At 69.9% G+C, this 16,736-nt stretch carries 16 protein-coding genes; 11 read left to right on the top strand and 5 right to left on the bottom strand.

The annotated features are described in order from the left end of the window. The 3 genes from HMPREF3159_RS07130 to HMPREF3159_RS07140 form a co-directional block, all read left to right on the top strand. Positions 1-220: DAK2 domain-containing protein (locus tag HMPREF3159_RS07130; protein WP_141748117.1), on the top strand; the 220-nt coding region annotated here is incomplete at its 5' end. Positions 221-534: 314 nt separating this feature from the next. After that, entirely contained in the window at positions 535-1,200 is a 666-nt protein-coding gene (locus tag HMPREF3159_RS07135; RefSeq protein WP_168165395.1) for a PIN domain-containing protein, read from the top strand. 119 nt (positions 1,201-1,319) lie between these two features. Next, complete coding sequence (locus HMPREF3159_RS07140; RefSeq protein ID WP_070500369.1) at positions 1,320-2,162, top strand: sulfite exporter TauE/SafE family protein; 843 nt, start codon at positions 1,320-1,322, stop codon at positions 2,160-2,162. A 33-nt stretch (positions 2,163-2,195) separates the two neighbouring features. Here the strand turns inward: HMPREF3159_RS07140 and HMPREF3159_RS07145 are convergent, their stop codons facing one another. Then, complete coding sequence (locus HMPREF3159_RS07145) at positions 2,196-2,978, bottom strand: hypothetical protein (RefSeq protein ID WP_070500371.1); 783 nt, start codon at positions 2,976-2,978, stop codon at positions 2,196-2,198. Between the two features lie 245 nt (positions 2,979-3,223). Continuing rightward, entirely contained in the window at positions 3,224-4,258 is a 1,035-nt protein-coding gene (locus tag HMPREF3159_RS07150; protein WP_070500373.1) for a helix-turn-helix transcriptional regulator, read from the bottom strand. 135 nt (positions 4,259-4,393) lie between these two features. Between HMPREF3159_RS07150 and HMPREF3159_RS07155 the strand changes: the two genes are divergently transcribed. From HMPREF3159_RS07155 to mgtE, 3 genes are all read left to right on the top strand, one after another. Then, entirely contained in the window at positions 4,394-4,969 is a 576-nt protein-coding gene (locus HMPREF3159_RS07155; RefSeq protein ID WP_070500375.1) for a mycothiol transferase, read from the top strand. Between the two features lie 319 nt (positions 4,970-5,288). Next, positions 5,289-7,013, top strand: a complete 1,725-nt coding sequence (locus HMPREF3159_RS07160) for an MMPL family transporter (protein WP_246821537.1) — start codon at positions 5,289-5,291, stop codon at positions 7,011-7,013. A 67-nt stretch (positions 7,014-7,080) separates the two neighbouring features. After that, positions 7,081-8,436 (top strand): magnesium transporter, encoded by a 1,356-nt coding sequence (gene mgtE / locus HMPREF3159_RS07165; RefSeq protein ID WP_070500377.1) that lies wholly within the window; start codon positions 7,081-7,083, stop codon positions 8,434-8,436. Between the two features lie 9 nt (positions 8,437-8,445). Here the strand turns inward: mgtE and HMPREF3159_RS07170 are convergent, their stop codons facing one another. Then, the gene (locus tag HMPREF3159_RS07170) at positions 8,446-9,237 is read right to left on the bottom strand and encodes an IclR family transcriptional regulator (protein WP_070500379.1); all 792 of its coding nucleotides are present in this window, start codon (positions 9,235-9,237) and stop codon (positions 8,446-8,448) included. Between the two features lie 322 nt (positions 9,238-9,559). Between HMPREF3159_RS07170 and HMPREF3159_RS07175 the strand changes: the two genes are divergently transcribed. The 5 genes from HMPREF3159_RS07175 (at position 9,560) to HMPREF3159_RS07195 (ending at position 14,366) form a co-directional block, all read left to right on the top strand. Then, complete coding sequence (locus HMPREF3159_RS07175) at positions 9,560-10,600, top strand: TRAP transporter substrate-binding protein (protein ID WP_070500381.1); 1,041 nt, start codon at positions 9,560-9,562, stop codon at positions 10,598-10,600. 12 nt (positions 10,601-10,612) lie between these two features. Then, the gene (locus tag HMPREF3159_RS07180) at positions 10,613-11,116 is read left to right on the top strand and encodes a TRAP transporter small permease (protein ID WP_070500383.1); all 504 of its coding nucleotides are present in this window, start codon (positions 10,613-10,615) and stop codon (positions 11,114-11,116) included. An 8-nt stretch (positions 11,117-11,124) separates the two neighbouring features. Then, entirely contained in the window at positions 11,125-12,426 is a 1,302-nt protein-coding gene (locus tag HMPREF3159_RS07185) for a TRAP transporter large permease (protein ID WP_070500385.1), read from the top strand. A gap of 32 nt (positions 12,427-12,458) precedes the next feature. Next, entirely contained in the window at positions 12,459-13,295 is an 837-nt protein-coding gene (gene kduI, locus HMPREF3159_RS07190; RefSeq protein WP_070500387.1) for a 5-dehydro-4-deoxy-D-glucuronate isomerase, read from the top strand. Positions 13,296-13,367: 72 nt separating this feature from the next. Continuing rightward, entirely contained in the window at positions 13,368-14,366 is a 999-nt protein-coding gene (locus tag HMPREF3159_RS07195) for a C-terminal binding protein (protein ID WP_070500389.1), read from the top strand. 75 nt (positions 14,367-14,441) lie between these two features. On the opposite strand, the gene HMPREF3159_RS07200 is transcribed toward HMPREF3159_RS07195, so the two are convergent. Continuing rightward, the gene (locus tag HMPREF3159_RS07200) at positions 14,442-15,851 is read right to left on the bottom strand and encodes a GntP family permease (RefSeq protein ID WP_070500391.1); all 1,410 of its coding nucleotides are present in this window, start codon (positions 15,849-15,851) and stop codon (positions 14,442-14,444) included. A 60-nt stretch (positions 15,852-15,911) separates the two neighbouring features. Continuing rightward, positions 15,912-16,700, bottom strand: a complete 789-nt coding sequence (locus HMPREF3159_RS07205; RefSeq protein ID WP_070500393.1) for an SDR family NAD(P)-dependent oxidoreductase — start codon at positions 16,698-16,700, stop codon at positions 15,912-15,914. Positions 16,701-16,736 lie beyond the last annotated feature (36 nt).

Raw genomic sequence — 16,736 nt, forward strand, 5'->3', positions numbered from 1 at the left:
CGACGCCGCGCACGCGCTCGGCGCCGCCGAGAAGGCCGCGATCGACGCCGCGAAGGGCACCGCCGAGCTCACCGCCCGCCGCGGCCGCGCCAGCTACGTCGGCGACAGCGCCAAGGGCGTCATGGACCCCGGTGCCTGCGCGATGGCGCTGGTCATCGGCGCGCTTCGCGCCGCGGTCGGGGCCGACGGGGGAGAGGTCCGCGTCGACTGGATCGGGTGAGAGCGACGGAGCGTCACTCGACACCGTGAGGTGACAAGGGGAGCTCTGCACAGCTCTGGGAGGTAGCCCTGGTCGGGCAGACCGTCGTTGTTGATGTTCGAGAACGCCTCCATGCCGATGGGGTCGAGTTCCCGGTCGACGCTGGATCGTGTGAACCTCTGTCCACCCCCGGCGCCGGCGCTTGACAGAGTCGGCGCCGGGCGGGGTACAGTCCAGCCATTGCTCCCCGCCGTCTTCGGATTGGCGGGGTTTTTTTATCCTGAGGAGTGCCGATGCTGTCACCCATGCCAGGTCCGAGGTTTCTTCGAGCCTCGGTGATCATCGACTACCAGAACGTGCACCTGACAGCTCGTGATGTCTTCGCCCCGGGGCAACCCGCCCATGTCGCCGTCATCGATCCGATGAGCTTCGCGCGCCGTGCTGTGAGTGAGAGGAACTCGAAGCAGCGGGAGGGATACCCGCACGCTCGGTGCTCGCGTGTCGTCGTGTATCGAGGGCTTCCTCATGCTGATTACGATCCGGCACAGAACGCGATCTGCATGGCGCAGGCGAAGGAGTGGCGTGCATCTGGCGCGTTCGTCGAGCTCAGGGACCTGAAGTATTCGTTCCAGCGTGGCGCGGACCACCGGCCGGTCCAGGACATCAACGGTAAGAAGATCCCGAACGGACCCGGCAAGGAGAAGGGGATCGATGTGCTCTGCGCCCTAGCTTGCGTGAGGGAGGCTCGACGACCCGACGTGGACCTAGTGATCCTCGCGTCGCGGGACACGGATCTGGTTCCCGCTCTCGACGAGGTCTTCGACATGTCGATCGCGGACCCTGGCAACTGCGCCAAGATCGAGACCGCGACGTGGTACCTGAAAGGCGGGAGAATGTTCGGCAGTCTGCGGCCGACTGGGTCGAGGAAGATCTGGAACACGAATCTGGACCAGTCCTGCTTCGAGGCATCCCTCGACCGTCGGGACTACCGCAGCGGCTGATCCTTGTTCGCCCGCCTTCGCGACCTGGTCGCATCTTGGGCCTGTGACCTTGTCGTCGAGCCGCGTCGTCCCGGACACCTCGCGCACCGCAGACTCGCCCGCTGGTAGGTTCGCTCTTCGTGTCCGACCTCGCCGCCCTGCTCCCCGATCTGAGCACCAGCTCCTGGCTGCTGGTGGTGCTCGGCGCGCTCATCGTCGGCTTCTCCAAGACCGCGCTGCCCGGCGCAGGCACCCTCGCTGCGGGTGCGTTCGCGCTGGCCATGCCCGCGAAGGAGTCGACCGCCGCGCTCCTGCTGCTGCTGATCCTCGGCGACATGACCGCGCTATGGGTCTACCGGCGGGAACCGGACTGGCGCACCCTCGTGCGCCTCCTGCCCAGCGCCATGGTCGGCGTGATCATCGGCGTGTTCTTCTTCGCCGCGGTCGACGACACCGCTGTGCGCGTCACCATCGGCGTGATCCTGCTGGCGCTGGTCACCCTCACCCTCGTCCGCCGCGTTCAGGCCGCCCGGCGCACCGCGGCGGAGCCGGAGGCGTCGGACCACTCTTCGGCCCCCGGGCCCGCGACCGGCGCCGAGTCCGAGGGCGGCAGCCGCAAGGGCGCCGCCGCGACCGCGCAGGGCGTCGGCTACGGCCTGCTCGGCGGCTTCACCACCATGGTCGCCAACGCCGCCGGGCCCGTCATGTCGCTGTACCTGCTGATGATGCGGATGCCGGTGCTGACCTTCCTGGGCACCTCGGCGTGGTTCTTCGCCGCGATCAACCTGTTCAAGCTGCCCTTCTCCGCGGGGCTCGGCCTGTTGACCGCCGAGACCCTCGCGATGGACGCGCTGCTCGTGCCGGTCGTGCTGCTGGCCGCCTTCGCGGGAGCGAAGGTCGCCCGTCGCATCTCCCAGTCGGTCTTCGACAAGCTCGTGCTGGGCCTGACGGTGCTCGCCGCGATCGGCCTGCTCATCCCCTGACCAGGGTCCGGTTGCTCGCGGAGGCCCCGGCCCTCACGGGATCTCGTCGGCCGTCAGGCCGGCGGTGAAGCCCCAGTCCCGCAGGTCCTCGTCGCTCGCCGCGAAGAGCACCTCCCGCACCTCGACCCGCCGCGGCTCCCCGCCGTGCTCCTCGAGCTCCGCCGTCCACACCGGTTCTTCCCGGTTGAAGTAGTGCGTCGCGGTGGTCTGGTCCAGCAGCAGCGCCGAGTCCGGGCCGCAGTGGAGCCAGGACTGCCGGCCCGCGCGGTGCTCGAGGTCGTCGCGCGGCACGGCTCCGCACTGCGTCCCGTCGGCCAGCACCACGACCAGCGGGTTCGGCATCTCCGAGGCGTGGGAGGTGAAGCCGACGAGCATCGAGGAGCGGATCCGGGCCGCAGAGCGGGTGAGCGGATCGCGCACGCACAGCGCCTCCCCGGCCTGCCCTCCCTCGACGGCGCGGCAGACCAGCAGTCGCTTGTCCGCGCTGCCGCAGCGGAAGAAGTCCTCGCCGACCGCCCAATCCGTCGCCCGCGGCAGGCTGCCCGCGCAGGCGTTCCCGGGAAGGTCGACGATCTCCCAGGTCGAATCCGGCCAGACCCCGGCCACCCGGGTGCGGGTCAGCGGCGGGGATTCCGCAGTGGGCCTCAGGCTCGCAGCGGGCTCCTCGTGTTGCCCGGCCGACGGGGTCGTCGGGGACGGGTCGGGGGCGAGCGGCACCTCCTGGGGCGCGTCCTGGCGGACGGCGATCGTCGCCGGGGCGGACGTGGACTCGGTCGCCTCCGGGGCCGCAGGCCCCGCGAGGCACCCTGCGAGCACGGCCCCCAGTAGCAGCGCACCGCTCAGCGCGAGGGCGCGCCCGGCGGCGGCAGGGTGTATGGGGGCGGCCGGGCGTCGGGACGCGGCCGGGCGCCGGGGCGCGGCGGGGGACGGCGAGGAGCGGCACGGGGTCATGGCGCATCGAGTCCGTTCGGAGGGGTCCTCTCCCTCGGGGAAAGGCGATCCGCTGCCGCCCCCGGGGATCATGACCAGGATAGATCGCGCCCGCCGCAGGACACAGGGGCCTACCGCTCGGATACCGGCCCGGTCGCCCCGGGCCCGGTCCCCGACGGCCCTGTCCCTGTCGGCGCGGTCGCTCCCGGCCCGGTCGACCCCGGCCCGGCCGACGCCGCCCAGCGGCCGAGCCGTCGGATCTCCTCCAGCAGCTCGGGAGGGTCGATGACCTCGACCGGCGCGCCGACCCGAGCCAGGTGCAGCGCCACCCAGGTCAGGTCGTCGGCGCCGGTGCGGAGCACGCAGGCGTCCTCCCCGTCGGCCTCGAGCGTGCCGGAGCGTGCCGGGATGTGGGGTGCGATCTCGTCGCACGGGGCCAGGATCCGCACGGTGCAGGCGGTGGGATAGGCGCTGACGGTGATCGACTCCCGCACCGCGGCCTCGATGTCCGGGACGGGGCGGTCGGTGATCGGCAGGGTCGAGGCGCTCACCTCGTGCATGCGGTCCAAGCGGAAGGTGCGCCAGTCCTGCCTCTCCAGGTCCCAGGCGAAGAGGTACCAGCGCCCCTCCATCGACAGCACCCGGCGCGGCTCGAGCCGCCGCTCGAACCGCTCCCCGTCGGCCCGTTCGTAATCCACCCGCACCCGCACCCCGTCCCGCACCGCGGTGACCAGGGACAGCAGCACCTCGGACCGCGCATCGGGGGAGTGGTGGGAGATCACGCCCGTCGCCTGGGTGACCGCGCCGACCTCTGCGCGCACCGGCGCGGGCAGGATCCGGTCCAGCGCCGCCAGCGCCCGCAGCGCCTCCTCGTCCAGCCCCTCGAGGCCCGAGGACGCGGCGAGCCGCAGGCCGACGGCGACCGCGACCGCCTCCGGGGAGCGCAGCAGCAGCGGAGGCAGGGCCCGGCCCGCGCCGAGCTGATACCCGCCGCCGTGCCCGGCCGAGGTCAGCACCGGATAGCCCATCTGCCGCAGCCGATCCACGTCCCGGCGGACGGTCCGCGTGGTCACTCCCATCTCGTCGGCCAGCTCGGGCCCGGTCCACACCGAGCGCGACTGCAGGATCGCCAGCAGACGCAGCGCCCTCGTGGTCACGTCGCTCATCGCGCCTCCTCGTCCCGCGTCGACCGCTGTCCGGTCCTGGTGGTGCACAGTTTGCCCCGCTTCGCGGACAGGATCTGTCCGCATCGGTGCGGAGGGTGGGTCCTGTCAGCATCCGCACCCACCGAGGAGCACCCCATGCCTTTCCTGACCCCGGAGGCCACCGGCGAGAACGACAGCCTCGCCACCTTCGCCCAGCAGCAGATCGAGCAGGTCGCCACCGCTCTCCACGGGCTCGACCAGGAGCAGCTCGCCCTGGTCCCGAGCGCCTCCGGGATGAGCCTCGGTGCGCTCGCCCGCCACGTCCTGCTGATCGCGGGCGGCGCGGCGCTGTCCATCGCCGCCGCCCCCGGACCGGGCGCCGACCCCGAGCGCGCCCCGGAGCAGCTGGAGGCCGAGGGCGGGCTCGCCCCCGACGCCCTGCGCCCCGAGGACACCCCGGAGTCCCTCATCGCGCAGCTGCACCAGGTGGGGGAGGAGCTCGCCGCCGCGATCCGCGCCGCCGACCTCGACATGCTCGCGCCCGTTCCCGACGCGCCCTGGTTCGAGGGGCGCACCCGCTGGAGCCTGCGCTGGTACGCCCTGCACCAGATCGAGGAGAACGCCCGGCACGCCGGCCACGCCGACATCCTGCGCGAGAGCATCGACGGGAAAGGCGCCTACGAGCTCAACGCGCTCGCCGCCGGCCAGGAGCGGCCGCCGGCGGGGTGGTGAGCCCGTCCCCGGACCCGCTCTCCGGCCGGCCCGGGGACGAGGAGGACCTCCAGGTCGCTGCCGGCGAGGCCGAGGGGCCGTGGGCCGGGTACTCGCGCGCCACCCTCGCCGCTATCGGACGCCCTCGGCCGCAAGGAGGTCATACTGACGGGCCTCGCGATCTGCATCGTGGCGATGTTCGGGGCGGTGATCGCCACCGGGCTCGGGCGCTCGTCGCTCTGCGGAGCCTGCAGGGCGTCTGGGGCGGTGCGGCCACGATCGTCTTCCGCGTCGTGGTGCGGGGTCGAAGGTCGGGTCCAGGCCCTTCTTCACCCTCGTGATGAACGCGCTGTTCTCCGGCGCGATCGCCCCGCTGATCACCGGTAGTCTCACCGTGGTGGCGCTCGCCGCGCTCGGCTGCGGGATCGACGGCGTGCTGCTGCTGGTCGCACTCGCGGCGGTGCTGGTCATCCTGGTGCTCGTCTACCGCTCGGTGATCCTCCCCATCGCGGTCCTGCTGACCAGCGTTCTCGCGCTCTCCGCCGCGCTGCTCGCCATCTGGTGGCTCGCGAAGGCCGGAGTCCTCCTCCTCAGCGGACAGACGCAGGGGATCCTGTTCATCCTCGTCATCGGCGCGGCGACCGACTACTCCCTTCTCTACGTCGCACGATATCGCGAGGCTCTGCGGGAGAACCGGAGCAAGCGCATCGCCACCGGCGTCGCGCTCCGCGGCACCATCGAGCCGGTGCTGGCGTCCGGCGGCACCGTGATCGCCGGCCTGCTGTGCCTGCTGCTGAGCGATCTGCGGTCGAACAGCACCCTCGGGCCGGTCGCGGCGATCGGCATCGCGTTCGCGATGCTGGCTGCTCTGACGTTCCTCCCGGCAGTCCTCTACGCGCTGGGGCGGGTCGCGTTCTGGCCGCGGCGCCCGCACTACGATCCCGAGCTGTCCGCCTCCGGCGCCCAGGCCACCGCACGAGGGGTGTGGGCCGCTGTGGCACGCTTCGTGCGCCGCCACCCCCGACCGATCTGGATCATCACGACCCTGCTGCTGGTCGTCGGTGCATCCGGTCTGACGCAGCTGCGCGCCGACGGCGTCCCGCAGTCGGACCTGGTCCTCGGCGACTCCCAGGCGCGAGATGGTCAGGTCGCGCTCGGCGAGCACTTCCCCGGGGGGTCCGGTTCGCCGGTGTACGTCCTCACGCCCGAAGAGGACATGGAGGAGGTGGCGGGGGTGCTCGCCGGGAGCGAGGCGGTCGATGGAGTGTCGATCACGGTCGACGGCTCCTCGTCCACCACTGCGACCCTGAGCGCTGACGGCGGCATCGAGTCGCTCGTCCCCGGCGAATCCCCGGCGGCGAGGGTCTCCCAGGGCGACGTGCTGATCCAGGCCACCCTGGTGGATGCGGCGGACTCCGAGCAGGCCGCGGAGGACGTGCGCGCGCTCCGCGGGCCGCTGCACGAGATCTCCGAGCAGGTGTACGTGGGAGGGGTCACGGCCACCGCGGTCGACATGAACGACGCGGCCGTCCACGACCGCGATCTCATCATCCCGCTGGTCCTCGGAGTGATCTTCGTGATCCTCGTGCTCCTGCTGCGCTCCCTGCTCGCTCCCTTCCTTCTGATCCTCACGACCGTGCTCTCCTTCGGGACGGCGCTGGGCGTCTCGGCGATCGTCTTCAACCAGATCCTCGACTTCCCGGGCGCGGACGCGGCCGTGCCGCTGTACGGCTTCGTCTTCCTGGTGGCGCTGGGCATCGACTACAACATCTTCCTGATGACACGGGTCAGGGAGGAGGCCAAGGCGCACGGCACACGGGATGGGATCACGCGAGGTCTCGCCATCACGGGCGGCGTGATCACGTCGGCCGGGGTCGTGCTGGCCGCCACGTTCTCAGCGCTCGCCGTCATCCCGATCCTGTTCCTCGCGCAGCTCGCCTTCATCGTCGCGTTCGGAGTGCTGCTCGACACCTTCGTCGTGCGCTCCCTCCTGGTCCCGGCGCTGGCCGACGACATCGGCAAGAGGATCTGGTGGCCGTCTCGCCTCGCGCGGGCGGACGACTAGGCGCATCGCACACCGCGCTCGAGGGGGAGCGGGGCCGGCCCTCGGCCACGTCGGACACAATGGCTCCGTGACCTCCACCGCCGCTCTCGACACCGTCCTCGATCTGCTGCGCAGCGATCCGCAGAGCGAGGCCGAGCTCGAGCACCTCGCCCGAGAGGCGCAGCTCCTGCCCACCGCCGAGCTCGGCTACCTCGTCGACACCCGCCCCGCGACCGAAGCCGCCCTGCTCTTTCGCGTGCTGGACAAGGCCCGCGCGCTCGCCGTCTTCGAGGGCCTCAGCCCCGACCACCAGGCCGAGCTGATCTCCGCCCTGCGCACCCCGCAGGTCGCCGAGATCATCGGAGACCTCGACCCCGACGACCGCGCCTCGCTGTTCGACGAGCTGCCCGCCTCCGTCGCCGAGCGCCTCATGCACGGCCTGGACGCCGACGAGCGGGCGATGACCACCGCCGTTCTCGGCTACCCGCGCCACGCCATCGGGCGCTACATGTCCCCGGAGGTGCTCGCGCTGCGCCCCGAGCAGACCGTCGCCGAGGCGCTCGCCGAGGTGCGCGAGCGCGGCGAGGATGCGGAGACCGTGTACCTCCTGCCCGTCGTGGACTCCTCCCGCGTGCTGCTGGGGGTGGTGGGCCTGCGCCGTCTGCTGCTGACCGATCCGGAGGAGCGCGTGGGCGACATCGCCCACGAAGCCGTCCGCGCCCTGGCGACCGACGACCGGGAGGAGGCCGCCCGGCGGTTCTTCGCCGCGAAGCTGCTGGCCATGCCGATCGTCGACGCGGAGGAGCGGCTCGTCGGCGTGCTCACCGTCGACGACGCGGTGGAGATCATCGAGCGGGAGAACGCGGAGGACTCCGCCCGCACCAGCGGCTCCGAGCCGCTGACCCGCTCCTATCTCGCCACCCCGATCCTGCGCGTGGTCCGCTCGCGCATCGTGTGGCTGCTGGTCCTGGCGGTCTCCGCGATCCTCACCGTGCAGGTGCTGGAGATCTTCGAGGACCGGCTCGATCAGGTGGTCGTGCTCGCCCTGTTCATCCCGCTGCTGACCGGCACCGGAGGGAATACCGGCAACCAGGCCGCGACCACGGTCACGCGCGCGCTCGCCGTGGGGGAGGTGCGCGTGCGGGACCTGCCGCGGGTGGTGTGGAAGGAGCTGCGCGTCGGTGCCGTGCTCGGCGCGGTGCTCGGATCCCTCGGCTTCGTGGTCTCCGGGCTCGTCTACGGCCTGTCGATCGGGATCGTGATGGGGCTGACGCTGCTGTCGATCTGCATCATGGCCGCGATCGTCGGCGGGCTGATGCCGCTGCTCGCCAAGCGGATCGGTGCGGACCCGGCCGTGTTCTCCAACCCGTTCATCTCGACCTTCTGCGATGCGACGGGGCTGATCATCTACTTCACGATCGCGACGGTGGTGCTGGGGCTGTGAGACGAGGCGTCAGCCGAGCGTCGCGACGCTGAACCCCGTCGGCGCGAGCGTCGCCAGCTGCTCCCGCAGGAGCGCACCGACCTCCTCGCGCCGCGCCGCATCCATCCGCTCGATCGGGCCGGTCACGCTCACCGCGAGCGAGCGGCCGCCCGGGCGCACCAGTGCGACGCCGACGCAGGCGATCCCCGCCTCGTTCTCCTCGACCTCGGAGGCCCAGCCGCGCTGCTCCGCCTCGGCGATGACCTCGGCGAGGTGTGCGGGGGTCACGGTGCGGCCGCCATCGGCGCCCTCGCTCGCCCGGGCGTAGGACTCCAGCCCCGCACCGCGGACGCCGTCGGCCGTGAGGATCGCCCGGCCCATCGCGGTGCGGGCCGCGGGGGCCCGGCTGCCCACCCGCGACCACACCCGCAGCGCGCGCTCGGGCTCGACCTTGTCGAGGTAGAGCACATGCGGACCGTCCAGCCGGCCCAGGTGCACCAGCTCCTGGACCTCCTGTGAGATCGCGGCAAGGGCCGGCGCCATGAGGACGGGCAGATTCTCCTCCCGCTCGAAGCGGCTGGCGAGCAGCGGGAGCGCGGCACCCAGGCGGTAGGTCTGGTCCGAGGCGGCCTGCTCGGCGAAGCCGCGATGCATCAGCGCGCGCAGCAGACGGTGCGCCGAGGCCTTGTTCAGGCCGCTCTCGGCGGAGATGTCGCGCAGGGTCATCCCCTCGGGCCCCGCCTCGGCGAGGACCTCGAGCAGGGACAGCGCCTTGTCGACGCTGCCGACGGGGGAGGGGGAGTCCTGAGGCGTCGTCGTCATGGGGTCCATTCTCTCCGGGGTTGCCCCCGCTGGCTCGACGTCGAGAGCTGGATCCTCGAGAGTCGTTGCCGACAGGGTTCCGCGCAGTCTATGCTTGTCACGCATGATGAAACTAGCGTTTCGAAGAGCGGAACGCAAAGCGGTGGAAGCCACTCTGACAACTGCGTCGGGCCGGCGCGAAGCCGTTGCGCCCCAATGACCGCCTCAACTACCTAACGGTTCCGGACCTCGTCGCCCCATCGAGGACGTATCTGCTCGATGTTCGGCGGTGCGGAGTGCTGACGGGGGACGTCACGGATGACGTGCCCGCGAAGGAGACACGATGAAGTGCAAGCTGTGGCTGAGCGGTGTGCTCGCTGCCGCGCTCACGACGCTCACGGGCTGTGCGCAGTTCACCCCCGTCGACGAGAGCGCGATCCTCGAAGGTGGCTCGGGCATCGAGGCCGAGACGGTGTATCGCGTGGCCTTCAACCAGCCCGAGAGCCACCCGCAGTACGTGGCTCTCAGTCATCTCGGCGAACGGATGCGCGACGCGACCGGAGGCGCCTGTGCGCTCGAGGTCTTCCCGAACGAGTCGCTCGGCCCGCAGGCCGACACGATCGAGCTCGTCCAGGCGGGGAGCGTCGACTTCTCGATGGTCGCCGGCTCCCTCATGGAGAACTTCAACCCCGACTTCGTCGTCTTCAACCTGCCCTATGTCTTCGACTCCAAGGAGCATCAGCGCGAGGTCCTCGATGACCCGGAGATCACCGGTGAGCTCTTCAGCTCTCTGGAGGACAAGAACATCACGGTCGTCGCGGGGTTCCATGGCGGCATCCGGAACGTCTACAACTCCGTGAAGCCGGTGGAGACACCGGAGGACCTCGCCGGGATGAAGATCCGAGTGATCGAGTCGGACACGAACATCGCGATGCTGCGACTCATGGGCGGCTCGGGCGCGCCGATGGGACAGGGCGAGGTCTACACGGCGATCCAGTCCGGGATCCTCGAGGGCGCGGAGAACAACGAGTCCATCTACGCGAACCTCTCGCACGACGAGGTCGCGCCGTACTACTCGTACACGCAGCACCTGATATTCCCCGACTACCTCATCTCCAGCCCGGGAACGCTCGACCGCATGGAACCGCAGTGCCGCGAGTTCCTCGAGCAGGACATCCTCGCCACCACCGAGGAGGAGGGCGAGCTCTGGGTCGAGGAGATCGAGCGGTCGCATCAGCTCGCCGAGGAGGCGGGAGCCCAGTTCAACGAGGTCGACCTCGACGCCTTCCGCGAAGCGGTCCAGCCGCTGGTCGACGAGAGCCTCGACAACGACGTGACCCGCCGGCTGTACGACGACGTGCGCGCCGTCGCGGAAGAGGACTGAGAGGACGACGTCATGAACATGCTCAAGGAGAAGCTCGACAGAGCACTGGAATGGGTCTGCTTCGGCCTGTTCGTCGTGCTGGTCGCCACCGTCGCCTGGCAGGTCTTCACCCGTCAGATCCTCAACAGCCCCAGCAGCTGGTCCGAGGAGCTCGCGAAGTACGTCTTCGTCTGGCTCGGCCTCTTCGGGGCCGCGCTGGTCTTCGGGGAGCGTGGGCACATCGCGGTCGACTTCCTCGTCCGGAGGCTCCCGGCTGCGCCGCAGAAGGCCGTCGGAATGCTGAGCCATGTCCTCGTCCTCGCGTTCACGGCGCTCGTGCTCGTCTACGGCGGCAGCTCCATCGCCTCGCTCGCGTGGGAGCAGACCATCCCGGCGCTGCCCGTCTCGGCCGGGCAGATGTATCTCGCGATCCCGGTGTCCGGGGTCCTGACCCTCTTCTACTGCGCCCACCACCTCGTCGAGATCGGGGCGGGTCGCATGGATCCTCTCGAGGCCGAGCAGGCAGAAGCTCTCTAGGAGACATCGTGGACATCACCACCCTCATCGGCCTGATCCTCCTCGTCGGGATCTTCCTGCTCCTCGCCGTGGGCGTCCCCATCGCGGTCGCCGTCGGCATCGCCTCCGGGCTCGCCGCGATCGTCGCCATCGGCCTCGACAACGCGATGCTCACCTCCGCGCAGCAGATGTTCCGAGGAGTCGACTCCTTCGCGCTGCTCGCCATACCGTTCTTCGTGCTCGCGGGCGTCATCATGAACAACGGCGGCATCGCGCTCCGGCTCATCAATGCGGCGAAGGTGCTCGTCGGCTGGGCGCCCGGCTCGCTCATGCAGACGAACGTCGCGGCCAACGCCCTGTTCGGCTCGGTCTCCGGCTCCGCGGTCGCCTCGGTGGCGGCGGTCGGTTCGACGATGGCGCCGCTGCAGGCGAAGGAGGGGTACGACCGCAACGTCGCAGCGGCGACGAACATCGCCTCGGCTCCGTCGGGGATGATCATTCCCCCGAGCAATCTGATGATCGTGTACTCGCTGGTCTCCGCCACGTCGATCGCCGGCCTCTTCGTCGGCGGCTACATCCCCGGCATCCTCTGGGCGCTCGTGTGCATGTTCATCGTGTATATCTATGCCCGGAAGCGGCCGGAGCTTCGGGTCCAGGAGAAGATGTCCTGGGGTCGGCGAGGCAAGATCCTGCTCGACGCGGTGCCCGCGCTGCTGCTGATCGTCATCGTCATCGGCGGCATCCTGGTCGGTGTCTTCACCCCCACCGAGGCGTCGTGCATCGCTGTGCTCTACGCGCTGGTCCTGTCCTTCATCTACAAGGCGATCAAGATCTCGGACCTCAAGCCGATCTTCCTCGACGCTGCCCGGACCACCTCGGTCGTGCTCTACCTGATCGCCGTCTCCAGCGTCATGAGCTGGGTCATGTCCTACGCGCGGATCCCCGCGCTGGTCGCCGACGGCCTCTTCGCCATCAGCGAGAACCCGTACGTGATCCTCGGGCTCATCATCGCCGGACTCCTCGTCGTGGGGGCCTTCATGGACGCGACCCCGGCGGTGCTGATCTTCGCCCCGATCCTCCTCCCGGTGGTGACCGCCTTCGGCATGGATCCGCTCCACTTCGGAGTGTTCATGGTGATGGCGCTGTCGATCGGCACGATCACGCCGCCGGTGGGGCCGGTCCTCTTCGTGGGCGTTCGCGTGGCCAATCGCCGGATCGAGGACGTGATCCGCCATCTGGTGCCGTTCTTCATCGCGCTCGTCGTCCTGCTGAGCGTGGTCGCCTACACGCCGTCCCTCTCCACCTGGCTGCCCGGACTGCTGGGCCTCTGACAGCCGTCACCACTCACCACAGGAGCAGAACCATGAACATCGTCGACCAGCGCTACGCGACCCATCCCGGCGACATCCCGCGGATGGACACCTCGGAGCTGCGCGAGAGATACCTGGTGGAAGACCTCTTCGGCCCGGGCGAGGTGCGCGCGGTCTACACCCACCACGACCGTGTGGTGCTCGTGGGCATCGCGCCCACGGACGAGCCGCTGGCCCTGGAGGGGTTCCCGGAGATCCGCTCGGAGGAGTTCTTCGAGCATCGCGAGGCGGGGATCGTGAACGTCGGAGGAGGCGGCACGGTGAAGGTCGACGGCACGACGTACGAGCTCGCCCACGGGGCCTGCCTCTACATCGGGCGCGGCGCCTCCACGGTGACGTTCTCCTCCGGGGCGGCGGCCGACGCGCGCTTCTACGTCTTCTCCGCCCCCGCCCATGCCTCGCACCCGACCACGCTCGTCGCCCCGGGGGAGGGGAACGTTCGCGAGCTCGGTGATCCGCTGACCTCGAACCGTCGCACGCTGAATCAGTACATCCATGAGGGCGGAGTTCAGTCCTGCCAGGTCGTCATGGGCGTGACCACTCTCCATCCCGGCTCGATGTGGAACACCATGCCCGCGCACACGCATGATCGTCGTACCGAGTGCTACCTCTACTTCGACCTCCCCGAGGAGGCGCGCGTCATCCACCTCCTCGGTCGCCCCGACGAGACCCGGCACATGACCGTCGCCGATCAGCAGGCCGTCATCTCCCCGAGCTGGTCCGTGCACTCCGGAGTGGGGACGTCCGCCTACTCGTTCGTCTGGGCGATGGCCGGGGAGAACAAGTCCTTCGACGACATGGACACCTTCCCGGTGTCGGAGATGCGCTGACCGACCTGTGCAGATGGGGCGGGCCCTATGCCTGCTCATGCCCCGCACGAATCACGAGAGAGGAACCTCCACATGACGAACCGCACGGTGGTCATCACCGAGTGCGACCACGATGCCTTCGAGCCCGAGATCACGGTGGCCGCCGAGCGCGGCCTGGAGCTCCGCATCGAGCAGTCGACCCCAGAGATGCTGGTCGGCAACATCCGGGACGCGGACGGGATCCTCGTGCAGTACGCGCAGATCACCGCAGAGGTGATGGACGGAGCCCCGAATCTTCGCGCCATCGGCCGGTACGGGGTGGGCGTCGACACCGTCGACATCGACGCCGCGACCGCCAGAGGCATCGCCGTCACGAACGTGCCCGACTACGGGACCGAGGCCGTCTCCGATCACGCGATCGGGCTCGCGGTCTCGCTGGCTCGGGGCATCCCGCTCCTGGATCGCAGCCTTCGCGCGGGCACCTACGACGTCAACCTGGCGAAGCCGATCTTCGGCATGCGGGATCGCGTGTTCGGCGTGCTCGGACTGGGGCTGATCGGGACCGCGACGGCGCGCAAGGCCGCCGGACTCGGATACGAGGTCATCGGATACGACAGCAGCACAACCCCGGGGGGTCGGAAGAACGGCATCCAGACGGTGTCCTTCGAGGACCTGATCGAGCGGTCCCAGGTGCTCTCCGTCCACGTCCCGCTGACGGACGAGACCCGCGGGCTGATCGGCGCGAAGGAGCTCGCCGCGATGCGGGACGACGCCGTGATCATCAATACGGCTCGTGGCGGCATCATCGACACGGACGCGCTCGTCGAGGCGCTGCGGGACGGTGACATCCTCGGTGCCGGCATCGACTGCCACGAGCAGGAGCCCCTGCCGGCGACGCACCCCATCGCCGCGCTCGACAACGTCGTGCTCACGCCCCATGCCGCCTGGTACACGGAGCAGTCCTACACCGAGCTCAAGCGACGCACCCTGGAGGGCGTCGCCGACGTGCTCGCCGGACGGAGGCCCAGGAACCTCGTGAACCCCGAGGTCCTCGAGCATCCGCGCTTCGCGACGGTGGCCGCGCAGAGCTGAGCCGCTGTCGAGGTGAACGCGCGAAGAGGCGCCCCCGCGGATGTCGCGGAGGCGCCTCTTCTCGTACGGAGCAGGTCAGACGAGGGAGACGATCCCGTAGATGACCAGGACCAGCACGAACCCGGTGAGGGACTCGATGGTCTGCTGCACGGTCCAGGTGCGGAGGGTCGTCTTCACGTCCATTCGAAGGAGCCTGGAGACCAGCCAGAACCCTGAATCGTTGACGTGTCCCGCCAGCACGGAGCCGGCGGCCAGGGCGAGCACGATGCACGCCACCTGCAGCTGACTCAGATCGCTCGCGAGCACTCCGGGCGCGACCAGCGCTGCAGCTGTGGTCAGGGCGACCGTGGCCGATCCCTGGGCGACGCGGATCGCCGCGGCGATGATGTAGGCCGCGAGGATCAGCGGAATGCCGAGCGCCGAGAGCGAGTCGGCGATCGCGTCACCGATCCCGGTGGCTCGCAGCACGCCGCCGAACATGCCTCCCGCGCCGGTGATGAGGATGACCGAGCAGACCGGGCCGAGCGCGTTGTCCAGCGTCCGCTCGATCGCCGTGCCGCTCTGTCCGCGGCGGAAGCCTAGTAGGAGCGTCGTGGCGATGACCGCGATCAGCAGGGCCACCGGGGTCTGGCCGAGCATGCGCAGAGTTTCGACCCAGCTGGCCTCGGCATCCACCACGCCGGCGGTGCCCAGGGCGTCCAGGCCGGTGTTGAGGAGGATCAGGAAGAGCGGGAGCAGCAGGAGGAACACCACGGTCCCCGCCCCCGGGGGATTCTCGATCTCCTCCTCCTCGCCGGTCATCTCGCCGAACACTGCATCCGGGACGTCCACGAAGAAGCGCCGCGCGACGACCTTCCCCCAGAGGTGGCCGGAGACCCACCAGATCGGGAACACGACGAGAAGACCGAGCAGCAGGACGTACCCGAGGTTCGCCTCGACGAACTCCGTCGCGGCGACAGGGCCCGGGTGCGGCGGCAGGAACACGTGCATGGTGGACAGTGCGGCCGCCACCGGGAGCCCGACGGCGAGCAGGTTCATTCCGAGCCGCCGCGCGACGGCGTAGACGATCGGGATCATCAGCACGAAACCGGCATCCATGAAGATGGGGAAGCCGATGAACAGCGAGGCGACGCCGAGGGCGAAGGGGGCGCGGTGCTCGCCGAAGACGTCGATCATCTTCTCGGCAAGGGCCCGCGCTCCCCCTGAGGTCTCCACGAGCGCACCGAGCATCGCTCCGATCGCCACGAGGAGCGCGACGTTCCCGAGGGTGCTGCCGAAGCCGGAGACGAGGGTCTCCACGACGTTGCCGACGGGAATGCCGGCTGCGAGCGCGGTCAGGAGGCTGACGATGATGAGCGCCAGGAAGGCATGCACCTTGAAGCGCATCACCATCAGCAGAAGCAGGAGGACGGCGACGACTGCGACGCCGATGAGGCCGCCGGTGCCGAGCCAGCTCTCCCAGCCGGTCTCTTCTATCCACTCCATCGTGGTTCCTTTCTGTCGGGCATGGCAGAAGCGCCTGCCCAGGTGGGATGGGGAGGTCGGTCAGGCGATGTGGGAGCCGCCGTTGACGTCGTAGGTCACGCCGGTGAGATAGCCGCCCTCACGACCGAGGAGGAAGTTGATGACGCCGGCGACGTCGTCGACGGTGCCGACTCGTCCCACAGGGAGCTCCTTCAGGAGGAACTCCTTGCGCTCGTCGGTCAGTCGGCCGCCCATGATGTCGGTGTCGATCGAGCCGGGGGAGACAGTGTTGGCCGTGATCCCGTAGGGGCCGAGCTCCCGCGCGAGGGTCTTGGCGATCCCCATGAGCGCTGCCTTGGACCCCGAGTACGCCGCGCGGCCGTACACCCCGCCGCCTCGCTGCGCAGAGGCGCTCGCGATGTTCACGATACGACCGAGGGAATGCTCCACCATGATCGGAGCGACGGCGCGGGTCACGTAGAAGGTGCCGTTGACGTTGATGTCGATGACCCGCTTCCACTCCTCCGAGGTGACCTCGAGGAACGGGACGGGCGACGAGACCCCCGCGTTGTTCACGAGGCCGACGATCTGGGGCAGCTCGGCCTCGATGCGGGAGACGGCCTCACCCACCGCCTTCTCGTCGCTGATGTCGACCCCGAGGCCGAGGGTGGGAACGCCGTGCCGATCGGCGACCTCCGCCGCGACGCCCTCGCTGGCCGCCTGGTCGAGATCGATCACCGCGACGGCCCAGCCGTCCTTTGCGAGCCGATGTGCGGTCGCGCGGCCGATGCCGCGCGGGGACGCGGCCCCGGTGACGATCGCCGTGGGGGTGGTGGGGAAATCGGATGCCGGGTAGGGCGTCAGCGCCATCGGGGCTGCCTCCTCGCAGTGGGACGTCTGGTCGGA

The sequence above is a fragment of the Brachybacterium sp. HMSC06H03 genome, assembly GCF_001807385.1.
Taxonomy (GTDB): domain Bacteria; phylum Actinomycetota; class Actinomycetes; order Actinomycetales; family Dermabacteraceae; genus Brachybacterium; species Brachybacterium conglomeratum.